Below are 14,732 nucleotides of genomic sequence, written 5' to 3'. Positions count from 1 at the left end.
AGTCGTAGTTCTTGTCGGCACCAAGGGTTTTCTGGTGGGCACCGGGGATGGCAGCAGCCATGTCTTTGGCGGCATCCCGCTCCCCAGTGCCCACGGCCTGTGTCACCCTGCAGTCCACGATCAGGGCATTGCGGTTGTCCATCAGCACATGCCCCCGGTAGCTGGGAAGTGCCGGGTGGGCATTGGATTTCCGGCACAGGAGCGCGTCGGGATCGGTGCTGGAGCGATGGGTCTGGTTGCTGAGCTTGATGCCGCGGAAGTCGCCTTTGGCACGCTTCTTTTCGCCTTTGGGAGCACCAAAGCCCTCACCGGGGCCTGACGGTGGTGGCAGTGGATCGTCCTGCCCATCGATCCGCTCCAGAGATGCATGCGACGCCCAGGCCTGCAGCAGCGTGCCATCGACGGAGAAGTGCTCATCACTGAGCAGGGGCTTGATCTCGGGAGCCGCCATCAGCTTCTTCAGGAACGTTCCCATCACCTGGTCATTGAGCAGCCGCTCCCTGTTCTTGGTGAATGTGGTGGGGTGCCAGATCAGATCATCCGGGCTCAGCCCCACAAACCAACGGAACAGCAGGTTGTAGTTGAGCTGCTCCAACAGCAACCGCTCCGAGCGGATGCCGTAAAACGCCTGCAGCAACGAGGCCAGGAGCAACTGCTCGGGCGGCACCGAGGGTCGGCCTTCTGCGGCGTAGAGCGCACAGAAGGTGGGATTGAGTCGATCGAGGGCCTGATCCGCCAGTTTCCGGATCCGCCGCAGCGGGTGGCTGGGGTTGGTGCCCGCCTCCAGCTGCAGCATGCGGCTGCGAAATCCCAGCAGCCGTGCCGTCTCCTCGAGAAAACCCAGATCGTCGTGCTCGATCCGCAGCCGACGCACCAGCGGGGCTCCCGCTGATGCGGCCATGGAGAGACATTGCACTTCTGGGACGAGCCTGGCACTGATGCCCATGGAAGCTCAAGAGCACGACTCGTTGTTCATCGATGCCTCCCACAGGCCGCCAGGCTTGGGGCCTGCAACCCTGGCGGGGTCACCATGGCCAGCGGCAATCCCGGCAGCGAAAGTCACCAACAATGCTGAACAGACGATGAACTGCCACTTACGCCTGGCCGGACGGCTTGGAAGCGCACTGATCGCCACCCTGATGGCTTCGGCCCCGGCTAGGGCCCTAGAAGAGGTGGTGATTGAGATCCCCCTGCTGGAGACCCGTTTCACAGTACGCCTGGATGAACTGCAGTCCCCTGAGGCCTTGCGCCAGGGCAACAGTGATCTGGCCGAGCTGGATCGCGCCACCGGTGGCGCCGCAGGTCGCCAGCTCAGGGAGCTGTTGCTCCAGCCAGTGCCCCTCAGCGTGAAACAGGTGGCCGATGGTTCGGTGGGCTCGCCCCTGCTCGAGCAGGCCATGCTCGTGATCGCCTCGCTCGGCACGGTGGAGGGGCGCAAGACCGACCTCAGCGGGCGGACGCTGAATGAAGCCCTGCTGCGGGCCTCCGCGAACGGCGAGCCCACCCTGCTGAGCCTGATGCAGGCGATCCCCGGTCAACGGGTGACGCTCAATCTCGGCCGCGCCCGTCAGATCGTCACCCGGATGGCGGGGCAACGGCAGCAGGCTGAAGCGCTGCTCGCCACCACAACCGCCGCCGCCCTGCCCGCTGGCACGACGAACGGCCCTGGGGTGGCTGTGAACCGGCGGCTGGCCAGCCTGCAGGTTCCCCATCGGCCCCAGCCGCTGGAGGTGATGGTGATCGAGCCAGCCAGCGGTGCCAACGGCCGTCTGGTGCTCATCTCCCACGGCCTGTGGGACAAGCCGACCAGCTTCGAGGGCTGGGGAACGCTGCTGTCCTCACGGGGCTACACCGTGGTGCTGCCTCGCCATCCCGGTAGCGACAGCAGCCAGCAGGAGGCGGTGCTGGCGGGCCAGGCGCCGCCGCCGGGCCCCGAGGAGCTGGCCCTGCGCCCGCAGGATCTGAGCGGCGTGCTCGATGCGGTGTTGGCGGGTCGGCTGGGCTTCGCCAGGCCTGTCGATGCCGAGCGGGTCGTGGTGCTGGGCCATTCCTGGGGGGCGACCACGGCCCTGCAGGTGGCCGGGGTGAGGCCCACCGACAGCAGCCTGCGCCAACGCTGCTCGAACGTGGATGATCCCGATCGAAACCTGAGCTGGACGCTGCAATGCAGCTGGCTGAAGGGTGCACAGAATGCCGCCCTCCGAGATCCCCGCGTCATTGCCGTGGGGGCTGTCAGCCCGCCGGTGTCGCTGCTGTTTCCCCGGGGCTCAGGCGGCGAATTGAGCGGCCGTGTGCTGCTGGTGAGCGGCAGCCGCGACTGGGTCGTGCCTCCCGATCCCGAAGCGATCCAGCCAATGCGTTGGGGCAAGACCCTGGGCAACCAACTGGTGCTAGTATGCCGTCCCGGAAATAACAGCTAGAATCGAGAGTGTCACCCGAGGTGCCTTGTGGCGCTTGGTCGTCCGATGCCTCCGCTGGTCCTCAGCGAGGACGAGGTTCAGCAGTTGCGGGCCCTTGCAAATTCCCGGTCGTTGCCGCATTCGATCGTGCAGCGCGCTCAGATCGTGCTGGCCTGCGGTGCCGGCGAGACCAACACCGCCATCGCCAAACGGATGGGGCTGACGGGGATGACCGTTGGCAAGTGGCGCAAGCGGTACCGGGAGCTGGGCCTGGAGGGCCTGCATGACGAGCTGCGGCCGGGTAGGCCTCGCACCTACGAGGACGACACGGTGGCGGAGGTGATCAACCGGGCACTGCAGACCAAGCCCACCGATGGCAGCACCCAGTGGTCTGCGCGCTCCCTCGCGGCTGCCACCGGCATCTCCAAAACCACCGTTCACCGCTGGCTGCAGACTTTCTCGGTCCAGCCCCACCGGCAGAAGTCGTTCAAGCTCTCCACCGACCCGTTCTTTGTGGAGAAGGTCCGCGACATCGTCGGCCTGTACCTGAACCCTCCGGATAAGGCGATGGTGCTCTGCGTCGACGAGAAGACGCAGATCCAGGCACTGGACCGCACCCAGCCGCTGTTGCCCATGGGCCTGGGTTACGTGGAGGGCGTCACCCACGACTACATCCGCCACGGCACCACCACGCTGTTCGCTGCTCTGGATGTGGCAACAGGCGAGGTGATCACCCAATGCAAGCCCCGCCATAGGCATCAGGAGTTCCTGGGGTTCCTGCGCCAGATCGAGAAGTCGGTCCCCGAGGAGCTTGATGTCCACTTGATCGTCGACAACTACTGCACCCACAAGCACGCCAAGGTGAGGGCCTGGCTGGCGCAGCGGCCCCGCTTCCACGTGCACTACACACCGACCTACGCCTCCTGGATCAACCAGGTGGAGCGTTGGTTTGGGATCATCACCCAGCGGGCGATCCGACGCGGCAGCTTCTCCAGCGTCAAGGAGTTGATCTCCAAGATCGAGCAATTCGTGGCGGCCTACAACAAGACCAAGGCGCCGTTCAACTGGACGGCCACAGCGGATTCAATCCTGGAGAAGCTCCAGCGACTTTGCTCGCAGATCTCCGGGACGGCACACTAGGAGTTTGTTGCCAATAGAGCAGCGAGCCCCTGGTCACGACGAATCCCGGTGAGGTGAGCTCTGAGGTCTACCTCTCCCGCTGAGCTGGTTCATTGGGGCGAGGTTGACTCAGCCCTGGCGGCATTGCCAGGGTCTCTACCCCTCATCCCGTCGCTGCTGCCCAGAGCTGCTGCTGTGATCGCCTGTACCGGAACAACTTGAGCAGGTTGTGGGTGGCAGCGATCAGATGCCATTCACCATCGACCTTCTCCAGGCCCCGCAAGAGAAACCGCCGCAGGCCCCGGCCTTCCTTGATCTGGCCGTTCACCGGCTCCACGATCGCTTTGCGCTGGGCGTAGATCCTGGATCCCTTCTTGCTTCTGATCTTGCGGGCCATGCGGGTTCTGGCGTCGGCATCTCTGGGCAGCGGTCCTCGCTGTGGCGGTGGCGGCTTCCCATGCGGCAGACGGCCGGTGGCGATGTAGGCGTCAATGCCAAGGTCCTCACAGTGACCTGCGTTGTCGTCGCTCCAGTAGCCCGCATCCATCGTCATCACGTCCGGCAGTTCACCGGCGCTGGCGGCGATCCGCTCCAGCATGGGCTCCAGGTGCTCCACGTCCGGTGGCTGGTTGCTGACGCCCACCGCCACGATCACCTGGTGGTCACTGTCGACCGCCAGCTGGCAGTTGTAGCCCTGCAGGTAGGTGCCGCCGGACTGCATGAGGTGGCTGTCGGAATCTGTGAAATTCCGTTGGGTCTTGGCCGTCGGTGTGCCGTCAGCCTTTCTCGCCAGACCACGCCTGGGCATCGCGTCAGAGGCGAGTGGCTCCAGATCTGGTGGCTCGAGGCCAGCGCTCTCGGCGGCCTCGATGGCTTTGTCCCCCGCCGCTGCTGCCTTTGCCGCTGCGGCTTCCGCTTTCCTGTTCAGCTCGGCCTGCTCAGGGGCCGATCCATCCGATTCCTCGGCTGCGGTCGCTTTGGCTCTGGCCTTCTCGGCTTCCTCCTGCCGCTGCCGCGCTGCAGCTGCAGCGGTTTCCGCCTCCATCTCCTTGCGGGCCTGACGGATTTTTGCGAGGCGGCCCTGCTTGTGGCGCAGCTCATCGGGAAGTTCACTGCCCAGGTTTCCTTTGCCGTAGCGCCGGTCTTCCTGGGCATCCAGGATCTCGGCCTTGCGGATCAAGGCGTTGATTTCCTTCTGGAGCTCCTTCTCCGCCCTGAGCATCCGCTCGTGGCTCATCGCCTTGTGCTTGGAGGCATTGGCCTGCACCTTGGTGCCATCGAGGGCCACATGGCCCAGGCTCACCATCCCCGCCTTCTGGCACAGGCGCAGGATCTGAATAAACAGGCCCTTGAGGGCATCAAGGTTGCGCCGGCGGAACTCGCTGATTCGGCTGTGGTCCGGCTGCTGGTTGCCGGTCAGCACGCGGAATGCCAGATCCTCGTAGCAGGCCCGCTCGATCTTCCTGGAGGAGACGATGCCCACGCAGTAGGCGTAAAGCAGCAGCATCGTCATCATGCGTGGATCGAATCCCTTCTCTCCGCGGGGGTCCTTGGCCTGAGCGGGTACGAGGATCGCGGAGAGATCCAGCTCATCCACCAGGTCCAGCAGGAAATACACCTGGTGGTCTTCTGAGAGCCACTCACGCGGTGACGGCGGCAGCAGGGTGGCCTGCTGCGGCTGCCAGGGGCGAAAGGTCTTGCGCTTCTGCATGCCCGAGTGTATCGCCCAGATCCCAGTGACTGCAATGGATCTGGCCGATAAGATGGGGTATGAGCAAGCCCAAGACCTTCCGGCCCTGGACTCCGGGACAGACCAGCTTGATGCCGCCGTCGCCAATCGACTGGCTGCCGAGCGATCACCTGGTGTTCTTCCTGCTGGAGCTGGTGGAGGAACTGGACTTTGCGCTGATCATGTCTCCCGCCCGGCAGAAGGATGCCCGCGGTGAGAAGGGGTATGACCCCAGGATGCTGACGCTGCTGTTGCTGTATGCCTACTGCATCGGCATGGCCTCGTCTCGCAAGATCGAGCGGGCCTGCCATGAGGATGCGGCTTTCCGGGTGCTGACCGGCAACCAGCAGCCGGACCACAGCCGCATCAGCGACTTCCGCCGCCGCCATCTTGGAGCCCTGGAGGAGCTGTTTGTGCAGATCCTGCGCCTGTGCCAGAAGGCCGGCATGGTGAGCCTGGGACAGGTGGCGCTGGATGGCACCAAGGTGAAGGCCAATGCCTCCAAACACAAGACACTCCTATGGACTGTCAAGCCCCCGGACGCTCCGGCTGAGCGCCATCGAGGTGGCAGTGCTGACCAGCTCAGCCACGATGGCCGTGAACCAGCGCTGGCCACGCCGTGGAACCCGTCACCACCTCCAGCGAGCTGCTGCTGTGGGAGGCCATCGACCAGGTCCGTAGGGCAGAGGACGGTCCTGATCTCTCCCTCGATGAGCTGGCTGAGTGTGTGATGGCCGCCCTGGGTTCATCGCTGTCGCTGCAGCAGATCTGCAGAGCGGCTGATGGCTTGCTGCACCTGGCCGACGATCCCAGCCAAGGGAGCGCCGCACGGCAGGTTCCTGTGGTCGATGTGCAGGCCGTGCAGGAGAGGGCGCTGAATCTCTTGGATTGGCAGGAGCTGGAGGATGGCGACGATCGCAGCGACAACCAGAAGCTGATCGACAACGCCACCGATCCCGACACCGTGCTCGTGCGCGATCCCTCCGCCACTCCGGAGCTGCAGGAGATCGGCATCCTCGAGCTCCTGCAGCGCTATCCCTGTCGCGGCAACGATGCCCGCTGGAGCCCCGACGATGCCATCGCCTTCCTGGAGACAAAGGCCCGCTGGCTGGATGCGGCACTGGAGACCTGGGAGGCCGATGGCGAGGCCATGGCCGACGACAGCGACGTGAGCGAGGCCAAAGCCGTCGTGCTGGTCGTGCCGGAGAAGCCTGGCCAGGCGTTGCTGTCCGAGGTGCTCGACGTGCTGATCCCCGTGGAGGAGTGAACCACCGGCCGGCTCTCGTTCTGGCAGATCCGTTGCCTGCCGCCCCACGGCAGGCAACGGATCTGCCAGGAGCCTGGGCTACTGGAGCAATCCTGCTGGCGATCAGGCCGTTGCGGTGCGAACGGCGGGACCGCCGCGCAGGATGCCGAACACCTCGCGGGCGACGAACCGCTTGAGGCAGCGGATGATCTCCTTCATCGAGCGTCCTTCTGCCGTGCGTCGTTCGACGTACTCCCGGGTCTGCTGATGCCGCTGCAGCCGGCAGATCACGATGCGGTGCAGGGCGCAGTTGGCCTGGCGGTTGCCGCTGCGGTTCAGCCGGTGCCGCACCACCTTGCCCGAACTGGCGGGCAGTGGATTGACGCCACAGAGGGCAGCGAATGACGCCTCGGATTTCATCCGTTCCTGGTTGTCGCCAACTGCCACAACGAGGGTGGCACTGATGTCCACACCCACGCCGTAGGTGTTCCGCAGCTCGGGGCACAGCTGCATGGTCAGTCGATCCAGCTGCGTGACGGTTTCCTTGAGCTCCTCATCCAGCTGCTGGATGCGGCGCGCCAGGATGCGCAGGGTCATCTTGGCGGCCGCCTGAGGGGTGGTGATCTCGCCAGAACGCAGGCCTGTGCAGCTTTCGAGCAGCTCCTTTCTCTTGAGCCGCTGCAGCCGTTCCCGCAACGCTGCCGGCGCCGTCACCACGATGGCGTGCAGCTGATTGAGGGCTGCGGTGCGGTTCGCGGTGGCCGAATCCTTGGCCACCTTGAGCATGCGGATCATCTCCACCAAAGCGTCGCCCGCCTTGGGGATGACGCTGGCCGTTCCGGCGATACAGGCCCGTGCTGCGGCCTCCGCATCGATGGTGTCGTCCTTACCGATGCGCCGCCGCGTGGAGCGATCCGGCCGGTTCACTTCTACCACTGCCATCCCTGCGGCCTGCAGGGCGCGGCAGAGCCCGGCGCCGTAGCAACCGGTTCCCTCCACGGCGAATACCGGGTTGGAGCCGAATGCTGCGGCCCAGCGGATCAGCTCCTGGTAGCCACTGCGTTTGGCATCCAGCTTGAGGCTGCCCAGCCAGCCGCCATTGGCGCCCAGGGCCACCGCCATGTGCGTGAGTTTGTGGGTGTCAATGCCGACCACCACATCGTGGCCAGTGCTGATCTCGGGGGCATGTGCTGTCGCTGCGCTCATGACTGCTGGGGACGGGAGGGGGTGCAACCAACCGGGCAGACGGACAGGCCATTGACGGGACGGGAACGTCGGACTCCTATGAGGTCACGGGACTTCCCGGCTGGTTGCCCCACCGCACGGACCGACAGGTCTTGTGAAAGACACCACCCCAAACTGGAGAAGGTCCGCCATGAGCAGGGTCAGGCCCGCGCTGGTGGGGTCCCGAAATCATCAATGGCCATGAGCCACCAGCGGATGCTCAAATCCGAGGAGCAGTTGGAGCAGGAGATCAGGGAGCTGCTGCGCAAGGCCGAGATCCTCGACGCCCAGGAGGATGGCCGCTACGGCAAGGGCAAACGCGGCAGCGACCTGCCTGAGGCACTGAGCCGCCGAGAAGACCGGCTGGAGAGGATCCGCCAAGCTCGCCGGGAACTGGAGGCTGAAACCGCGGCTGCCGCTGCACGGGAACGGCAGGAGCAGGCGGCAGCGGCAGCGAAGGCCGCGGAAGAGGGGCCCGAGCAGCAACGGCAAGAATGCAGCAAGACAGCCGATCGCGTAGTCGAGAAGGCAGCTGCGGCAAAAGATCTGGCGATCGCCAAGGCCAACGAGGCGGGCCTGGGACCACCTGATCTTGAGCCGCTGGCCGCCGATCAGATGCCCCATCGCGGCCTGGCGCACAAGGCTTGCGGCACACCGACAAAAGGCAGCCAGCGCAATTTCACTGATCCAGCCAGCCACATCATGAAGAGCGATGGGAACTGGATTCAGGGCTACAACTGCCAAGCAGCTGTGGATGGGGACTACCAGGTGATCGTGGCCATCGGCGTCAGCAACCAGCCGCCTGATGTGGAGCATCTCGAACCGATGCTTGAGCGCACCATTGCCAACACCGCTCAGCTTCCGAAAACATTGATCGCGGATGCCGGCTACTGGAGCGAGGCCAACGCCGAGGCCTGCACGGCACGGGGCGTCGATCCCCACATCGCGACCGGCAGGGAGAAGCACGGCCAGCCTCCAGCACCAACCCGTGGCCCCATCCCCAAAAACCTGGATGCCAAGGGCCGGATGAACCGCAAGCTGCGCTGCAAGAAGGGACGCGAGATCTACGCCAGGCGCAAGACGATCGTGGAGCCCGTCTTTGGTCAGACCAAGGAATGCCGCGGGCTGCGCCGCTTTCTGCTGCGCGGCCTGGACAACGTGAACGGTGAATGGGCGCTCTGGTGCCTGACCCACAACATCAACAAGTTGTTCAGGTTCAAAGCAGCACTGGCAGCTTGAGGGGACAGCCCCTCTGGCTGCCGCTGCCTGCTGCAGCCGACGATTGGCCGGAAACACCGGCATTGAGATGCCGATAACCAAGACCATTGGTTCAGCACGTGCTTGGCTCGCTGGCGCTGCTGGTTTTGGGCGACAAACTCCTAGTGCAGGACGGGGATCACTTCAATCTGCGGCCTGGGCAGAACAGCGCAGGTGGTGCCGTGGGGCCGCTCCTGCTGGCTTGGACGGAAGCCGCCTTTGCAGCCGGTCCCGCTGTACGGCCGTCGCCGGGGGCTGCTCCTCTGCTGACCGGTCAGGCTTGGGGCAATGCCGACCTGCCGATGGCCGATGTCACCAGCCGCCTGGCGAGCCCCTGACCCAGCGGGATGCGGTGAAGCCGCCGGTTGGTGGCTGTCGCGCGGGTGGTGATCGAGGCTCCCGACCTTTTGCCCTTGCCGCTTCCCGGCAACAGCCCAAGCATCACAGTGGGCATGTCGTCATCGATGAGGGTCTGGCTTACACCGCCTGGCGCGCGCAAGAGCGGGAAGAGGCGCTGGTCCTGAGCTGATGGCCAGCCTTCTGGTCGACATGACCGGTCGCTGACAAGAGACAGTGTCGATCGCATAGATCCCGCTGCTGACGGCCGCCGGCCCTGATGCAGTGCGCGACTGCCCATGGCTATGCGGTGTTCACTCACGACCTGGATTTCGCAACGATGCTGGCGTTGTCCGGTGCCAGGGGACCAATCGTCCTGCAGGTCCGTGGGCCGAATGTGCTGCCGGCAGCTGTGGCAGGTCATGCAGACCTTGCGGCTGCGGGTCTTAAGCAGCACGGCTTCGTCGAGGTGGGCCTCTCCTCAACCGGGAGATCGTGCCTGGCGGCCAGAGCCGCGAGCCGGTGTCAAGCGACACTGAAAACTGAGCGGAGGACCAAAAGCGGATGTCGCTTGACAATCAAAACCGCCTGGGCACAACCACTTAGATCGAGGCTGACCAGCAGCCTTCCTGGCCGGCCGCCAGGCGGGCATCGGCAATGCGGCCTAGTGTGCCGTCCCGGAGATTTGCGAACAAAGTCGCTGGAGCTTCTCCAGGATTGAGTCCGCCGTCGCGGTCCAGTTGAACGGGGCTCTGGTCTTGTTGTAGGCCGCCACGAACTGCTCGATCTTGGCGATCAGTTCTTTGACGCTCGAGAAGCTGCCCCGGCGGATCGCTCGCTGGGTGATGATCCCAAACCAACGCTCCACCTGGTTGAGCCAGGAGGCATACGTGGGCGTGTAGTGCACGTGGAAGCGGGGCCGCTGCGCCAGCCAGGACCTGACCTTGGCGTGCTTGTGGGTGCAGTAGTTGTCCACGATCAGGTGGATGTCCAGGTCATCGGGAACCGACGTCTCGATCTGCCGGAGAAATCCCAGGAACTCCTGGTGCCGGTGGCGGGGTTTGCACTGGGTGATCACCTCTCCGGTGGCCACGTCCAGGGCGGCGAACAGGGTGGTGGTGCCGTGGCGGATGTAGTCATGGGTCACCCCCTCCACGTAGCCCAGACCCATGGGCAGCAGCGGCTGGGTGCGGTCCAGGGCCTGGATCTGGGTCTTCTCGTCGACGCAGAGCACCATCGCCTTGTCGGGCGGATTCAGGTACAGGCCGACGATGTCCCGGACTTTCTCGACAAAGAACGGATCGGTCGAGAGCTTGAAGTGCTTCTGCCGGTGGGGCTGGACCGAGAAGGTCTGCAGCCAGCGGTGAACCGTGGTCTTGGAGATCCCAGTCGCTGCAGCCAAAGTCCGTGCGCTCCAGTGGGTGCTGCCATCGGGAGGCCTGGTCTGCAGAGCCCGGTTGATCACCTCGGCCACCTTGTCGTCCTCGTAGGTGCGGGGACGGCCGGGACGCAGTTCGTCATGCAGGCCCTCGATGCCCAGATCGATATAGCGCTGCCGCCATTTGCCCACGGTTGAGCCGCGGACCCCAAAGCGCTTCGCGACAGCGGTGTTGGTGTCACCAGCAGCGCAGGCCAGCACGATCTGGGCCCGATGAACGATCGAATGCGGCAAGGTTCTTGATCCAGCCAGGCTCTGGAGCTGGCTGGCCTCATCAGCCGAAAGCTCCAGAGGAGCCATGGGCCGACCGGTCGGCATGAAACGACCCCGCGAGGAGACACCCCCATATTTTACCGTGTATTTGCGGGACGGAACACTAGCTCCATGTCTTCCACGAGATCCATCAGCTCCTCGTAGGCCTTGGCCGGAACGCAGTAGATGGCCGGCTCATTGCTGTTGGGCACCGCGACCGCCATCCCGTCACCGGCCGCCACGGTGGTCATCGGGTTCTTTTTTGTTCCGAGATGCTTACGGCGGTCTCGGTCAGCACGCGGTACGCCACCTGGGGGTCAGGCCAGCTCAGGACTGCATCAGAGGTCGCGTTTCAGGTCTCGGATTCGGTCGATCCACTGCGGCGATCCGGACCGATCAAGGACGGTCAAATCAGGCCATGAAACGACCCGGCAGTGAGAAGCCCTGTGAGAAGGTTGCACCAATCGCGGGCATGACCTGTTATCCACGGTCAGCATCTGGCATGCTGCCAACGCGTGCCAAGAGAGATAATTACTCGAGGCACAATAAATCTCAGTCCTGGACTAGAAGCGGGTGACCGGACTCGAACCGGCGACGTTCAGCTTGGGAAGCTGACATTCTACCACTGAATTACACCCGCACAAGTAAATCCTAGCAAGCCGGGCATCGATTGGCTCTGGGCGCCCGGCTTGCTGTTGCAGCCTCAGGGCTTGGCGGGGCTGCAGTTCACCTCGGCGGTGAGTTGCTTGTGGGCGGCAAGCAGGGGCTGGGCCTTGCCTTTCAGCTGGCCGGCGGCTTCCTCCAGGGTGAGCTTCTTGCTGTTGGCCACCGTGGCCACATCTTTCTTGAAGGTCTTCACCTGCTTGCGGAAGTCCTGCAGGCGGAGTTCCTGGAGCTTCTTCTCTTCGTCAGCCAGGGCCTTGAGGGAGCCGCCGAGTTCCTTGTTGGCTGCTTCGGCCTCGCCGACGGTCGACTGGGGGGTGAGGGCCGCAGTCTTCTCAAGGGCCGCACCGACCGCTGCCAGCTGGGTGCAGATCTCCCCTTCGGTCTTCTGCTCCATCTTGGCTGTGTCCTGCTTCTGGCAGGCGGCCAGAGCCAGGCTGAGAACGGCCCCAAGGGCCAGCATTGTGCGACGCATCGCGAACACGCATGGCCCTCAACGGTAGGTGGACCCCTCCCGGGGACCCACCGCCCTGATGCACCCCGTCAGCCGGCCAGGGCCGCCGCCGTGGCCGCCATCCCTGCCCCAGGGGTGCCCTTGTGCAGCCCCAGGCCCTGCAGGGTCGCCTCGATGGCCGCCACGGCCGTGAGCACGTCGCGATCACACACGAAGCCGAGGTGGCCGATGCGGAACACCTTGCCCTTGAGGTGGTCCTGGCCGCCGGCCAGCAGGATGTCGAAACGCTCCTTCACGGCCTTGCGCAGCACCTCGGCGTCGACCCCCTCCGGAGCCACGGCGGTGATGGCGGGGCTGCCATGGCCGGCGGCGGCATAGAGCGGCAGGCCCATGGCCGTCATGCCGGCCTGGGCGGCGGCGCGGTGGCGGGCATGGCGGGCGAAGATGGCCTCCAGGCCCTCTGCCTGCATCATCTCGAGGGCTGCCTCGAGGGCGAAGTAGAGATTCACCGGCGGGGTGAAGGGGTTGCTGTCGGCATGGGCCGCTTTGCGGTACTTGCCCAGATCCAGGTAGAACTTCGGCAGATCGGAGCGCTCGTAGGCCGTCCAGGCGCGATCGCTCATGCCCACGAAGGCCAGGCCCGGAGGCATCATGTAGCCCTTCTGGGAACCGGAGCCCACCACGTCCAGGCCCCAGGCGTCCATGGGCACATCACAGGCGCCCAGGCTGGTGACGCAGTCGGCGATGGTGAGGGCGGTGCCGTGGGCACGCACGTGGCCGGCGATCGTCTGCAGGTCGTTGATCACCCCGGTGGAGGTTTCGGAGTGGGTGAGGATCACGGCCCGGATCTCCTTGGCGGTGTCGGCCTCCAGGGCGGCACGGAACGCCTCCGGATCCAGGGGCTGGCCCCACTCGGCCTTGATCACCTGCACCTCAAGGCCAAAGGCCCTGGACAACTTCACCCAGCGTTCGCCGAACTTGCCGTTGTCGCCGCAGAGCACCTTGTCGCCCCGGCTGAGCACGTTGATGATGCCGGCCTCCATGGCGGCGGTGCCGCTGCCGCTCATCACCAGCACGTCGCCGCTGGTCTGATGGAGCCACTTCAGCTGCTCGGTGGTGCGCTTGACGATCTTCTGGAAGTCGGCGCTGCGATGCCCGATCGGATGGCGACTCATCGCCAGCAGGACGGTTTCCGGCACCGGGGTGGGGCCGGGGATCATCAGAGTGAGCTTGTCCTGCATGGGGCTGGGGCGAAACGCGGCGCGACGCGACAGCGGCGCAATCAATCACTGTAAAAAAACGTTCTCCCAGGGCCATGCTCCCCTCGGCCGCCGGCTTCACCGCTACTGGCTTCACAGCTACTGGCTTCACAGCTCCTAGACCAGCTGACGCCGATGCAGCCGGCCCTGCAGGCACCGCCACGGGTTTCACGCTGCCGGTGTGGCTTGCTGCCGCCGCCAGGGCAGCTCTGGTGGCCCTGAGGGAGGAGACGTTCTGCCCTCATCAGCCGCTTCTGCTCGAGGAACCCGATCAGGTCGCCGTGGCCACGGCGATTCCCGTGGAGTCGGCAGCCCTGCTGGCCGATGGCTGGGCCCTGGGCATCAGCCGCTGCGACCCCGGCGAGGAGGTGCTGGATCTCACCCGTGGTCTGGCCGTCTGGGCCCTGCTGCGCTGGTGGGAGCCAGGGTCTGTCGCCTCTGCTGATCCGAGCGCAACGGCCCCCGACCCCCACTGGTTGCGGCTGGAGGCGGGTGAGGGGGCCGGGGTGGAACAGGTCAGTGGCCGCCTCTGTCTGTCGGCCTATGCCCAGGGCCTGCTCGAGCGCACCCTGCGGCCCCTGGTGCCCGAGGGGCAGGGGCTGCGGCTGAAGGTGGTGCTGCCGGAGGGCCGGCGCCTGGCCGAGCGCACCAGCAACGCCGCCTTCGGGGTGGTGGACGGCCTCGCCCTGATCGGCACCCAGGCCCAGGTGCAGCGCAGTGCCGCCCCCGATCGGCTCGAGCAGGCCCTGGCCGAACTGGCGGAGCGCCTGGCGACGCCCGACTGCGGCGGCGATCTCGTGCTGGTGATCGGCGAGAACGGACTGGATCTGTCTGCCCGGGTGGGTCTGCCCGCGGACCGGGTGATCAAGGCCGGCAACTGGCTCGGCCCCCTGCTGGTGGCCGCGGCGGAGGGGGGTGCGCAGCGGCTGCTGCTGTTCGGCTACCAGGGCAAGCTGATCAAACTGGCCGGCGGCATCTTCCACACCCACCACCACCTGGCCGATGGACGCGCCGAGGTGCTCACGGCCCTGGCGGCCCTGGAGGGGCTGCCAGGGCCTCAGTTGGAGGCACTCCACGCCGCGCCCACCGTGGAGGCGGCCCTGGCCGAGCTGATGGCGGTGGATCCAGGCGCGGCCGGCCGGCTGCGGCGGCGGATCGCCGCCACGGTGGAGCAGCGCAGCTGCGCCTACCTGGCCCGCTACGGCCACCACTCCATGGCCGTGGGGGCCGTGCTGTTCGATCGGGGGCGGCAGATCGTGGCGGCGGGGCCAGTGGGTGCGATGCACTGGGCGCGGGCTGGAGCAACGCCGTTGGCGCCGGAACGGGTGGGTGCCCACGGCGGCGACACCTAGGCTG

General features: G+C 65.6%; 12 protein-coding genes, 1 tRNA gene and 1 pseudogene. 6 read left to right on the top strand and 8 right to left on the bottom strand.

Annotated features, from left to right (window positions below; all coding sequences use genetic code 11):
- Position 1: 1 nt before the first annotated feature.
- A pseudogene (locus H8F24_RS06795) lies at positions 2–769 on the bottom strand (IS5 family transposase); the annotation flags it as partial.
- A gap of 370 nt (positions 770–1,139) precedes the next feature.
- Between H8F24_RS06795 and H8F24_RS06790 the strand changes: the two are divergent.
- Entirely contained in the window at positions 1,140–2,420 is a 1,281-nt protein-coding gene (locus H8F24_RS06790; RefSeq protein WP_231598157.1) for an alpha/beta fold hydrolase, read from the top strand.
- A gap of 27 nt (positions 2,421–2,447) precedes the next feature.
- Positions 2,448–3,539 (top strand): IS630 family transposase, encoded by a 1,092-nt coding sequence (locus H8F24_RS06785; RefSeq protein WP_197169690.1) that lies wholly within the window; start codon positions 2,448–2,450, stop codon positions 3,537–3,539.
- 142 nt (positions 3,540–3,681) lie between these two features.
- Here the strand turns inward: H8F24_RS06785 and H8F24_RS06780 are convergent, their stop codons facing one another.
- On the bottom strand, positions 3,682–5,229 hold the full coding sequence (locus H8F24_RS06780) for an IS1182 family transposase (RefSeq protein ID WP_197169597.1): 1,548 nt from the start codon (positions 5,227–5,229) through the stop codon (positions 3,682–3,684).
- 110 nt (positions 5,230–5,339) lie between these two features.
- On the opposite strand from H8F24_RS06780, the gene H8F24_RS06775 reads away from it, so the two are divergent.
- The gene (locus tag H8F24_RS06775; RefSeq protein ID WP_197169955.1) at positions 5,340–5,978 is read left to right on the top strand and encodes a transposase; all 639 of its coding nucleotides are present in this window, start codon (positions 5,340–5,342) and stop codon (positions 5,976–5,978) included.
- Positions 5,978–6,514, top strand: a complete 537-nt coding sequence (locus tag H8F24_RS06770; RefSeq protein WP_197169768.1) for a hypothetical protein — start codon at positions 5,978–5,980, stop codon at positions 6,512–6,514. Before H8F24_RS06775 ends, H8F24_RS06770 begins: the two co-directional genes overlap by 1 nt.
- 102 nt (positions 6,515–6,616) lie before the next feature.
- Here H8F24_RS06770 and H8F24_RS06765 read toward each other — a convergent pair whose 3' ends face one another.
- Positions 6,617–7,699 carry an IS110 family transposase gene (locus H8F24_RS06765; RefSeq protein WP_197169769.1) on the bottom strand — a complete coding sequence of 361 codons (1,083 nt, stop codon included), beginning with the start codon at positions 7,697–7,699 and terminating at the stop codon, positions 6,617–6,619.
- Between the two features lie 234 nt (positions 7,700–7,933).
- On the opposite strand from H8F24_RS06765, the gene H8F24_RS06760 reads away from it, so the two are divergent.
- Entirely contained in the window at positions 7,934–8,956 is a 1,023-nt protein-coding gene (locus H8F24_RS06760; protein ID WP_197171529.1) for a transposase, read from the top strand.
- Positions 8,957–9,974: 1,018 nt separating this feature from the next.
- On the opposite strand, the gene H8F24_RS06755 is transcribed toward H8F24_RS06760, so the two are convergent.
- The 5 genes from H8F24_RS06755 to H8F24_RS06735 all read right to left on the bottom strand — a co-directional run bounded on the left by H8F24_RS06755 (position 9,975) and on the right by H8F24_RS06735 (position 13,358).
- Positions 9,975–11,066 carry an IS630 family transposase gene (locus H8F24_RS06755; protein ID WP_197170609.1) on the bottom strand — a complete coding sequence of 364 codons (1,092 nt, stop codon included), beginning with the start codon at positions 11,064–11,066 and terminating at the stop codon, positions 9,975–9,977.
- A 32-nt stretch (positions 11,067–11,098) separates the two neighbouring features.
- The gene (locus H8F24_RS06750; RefSeq protein WP_197171527.1) at positions 11,099–11,251 is read right to left on the bottom strand and encodes a hypothetical protein; all 153 of its coding nucleotides are present in this window, start codon (positions 11,249–11,251) and stop codon (positions 11,099–11,101) included.
- A gap of 317 nt (positions 11,252–11,568) precedes the next feature.
- A tRNA-Gly gene (locus tag H8F24_RS06745) sits at positions 11,569–11,640 on the bottom strand.
- Positions 11,641–11,703: 63 nt separating this feature from the next.
- Positions 11,704–12,138, bottom strand: coding sequence for a hypothetical protein (locus tag H8F24_RS06740; protein ID WP_197157475.1), 435 nt, complete (start codon positions 12,136–12,138; stop codon positions 11,704–11,706).
- Between the two features lie 68 nt (positions 12,139–12,206).
- Positions 12,207–13,358: an alanine--glyoxylate aminotransferase family protein gene (locus H8F24_RS06735; RefSeq protein ID WP_197158947.1), complete on the bottom strand. Its 1,152-nt coding sequence runs from the start codon at positions 13,356–13,358 to the stop codon at positions 12,207–12,209.
- A 74-nt stretch (positions 13,359–13,432) separates the two neighbouring features.
- Between H8F24_RS06735 and cbiD the strand changes: the two genes are divergently transcribed.
- The gene (cbiD, locus tag H8F24_RS06730; RefSeq protein WP_197171525.1) at positions 13,433–14,728 is read left to right on the top strand and encodes a cobalt-precorrin-5B (C(1))-methyltransferase CbiD; all 1,296 of its coding nucleotides are present in this window, start codon (positions 13,433–13,435) and stop codon (positions 14,726–14,728) included.
- Positions 14,729–14,732: the final 4 nt, after the last annotated feature.

The sequence above is a fragment of the Synechococcus sp. CBW1002 genome, from assembly GCF_015840915.1.
Taxonomy (GTDB): domain Bacteria; phylum Cyanobacteriota; class Cyanobacteriia; order PCC-6307; family Cyanobiaceae; genus CBW1002.
This window is presented reverse-complemented; position numbering and strand designations above follow the sequence as displayed.

Bases quoted from the DNA above. Each gene is read 5' to 3' on its own strand.
- H8F24_RS06760 (WP_197171529.1), top strand. From the start codon at position 7,934: ATGCTCAAATCCGAGGAGCAGTTGGAGCAGGAGATCAGGGAGCTGCTG.
- H8F24_RS06775 (WP_197169955.1), top strand. From the start codon at position 5,340: ATGCCGCCGTCGCCAATCGACTGGCTGCCGAGCGATCACCTGGTGTTC.
- cbiD (WP_197171525.1), top strand. From the start codon at position 13,433: ATGCTCCCCTCGGCCGCCGGCTTCACCGCTACTGGCTTCACAGCTACT.
- H8F24_RS06780 (WP_197169597.1), bottom strand. From the start codon at position 5,229: ATGCAGAAGCGCAAGACCTTTCGCCCCTGGCAGCCGCAGCAGGCCACC.
- H8F24_RS06735 (WP_197158947.1), bottom strand. From the start codon at position 13,358: ATGCAGGACAAGCTCACTCTGATGATCCCCGGCCCCACCCCGGTGCCG.
- H8F24_RS06770 (WP_197169768.1), top strand. From the start codon at position 5,978: ATGGCCGCCCTGGGTTCATCGCTGTCGCTGCAGCAGATCTGCAGAGCG.
- H8F24_RS06750 (WP_197171527.1), bottom strand. From the start codon at position 11,251: ATGACCACCGTGGCGGCCGGTGACGGGATGGCGGTCGCGGTGCCCAAC.
- H8F24_RS06765 (WP_197169769.1), bottom strand. From the start codon at position 7,699: ATGAGCGCAGCGACAGCACATGCCCCCGAGATCAGCACTGGCCACGAT.
- H8F24_RS06755 (WP_197170609.1), bottom strand. From the start codon at position 11,066: ATGCCGACCGGTCGGCCCATGGCTCCTCTGGAGCTTTCGGCTGATGAG.
- H8F24_RS06740 (WP_197157475.1), bottom strand. From the start codon at position 12,138: ATGCGTCGCACAATGCTGGCCCTTGGGGCCGTTCTCAGCCTGGCTCTG.
- H8F24_RS06790 (WP_231598157.1), top strand. From the start codon at position 1,140: ATGGCTTCGGCCCCGGCTAGGGCCCTAGAAGAGGTGGTGATTGAGATC.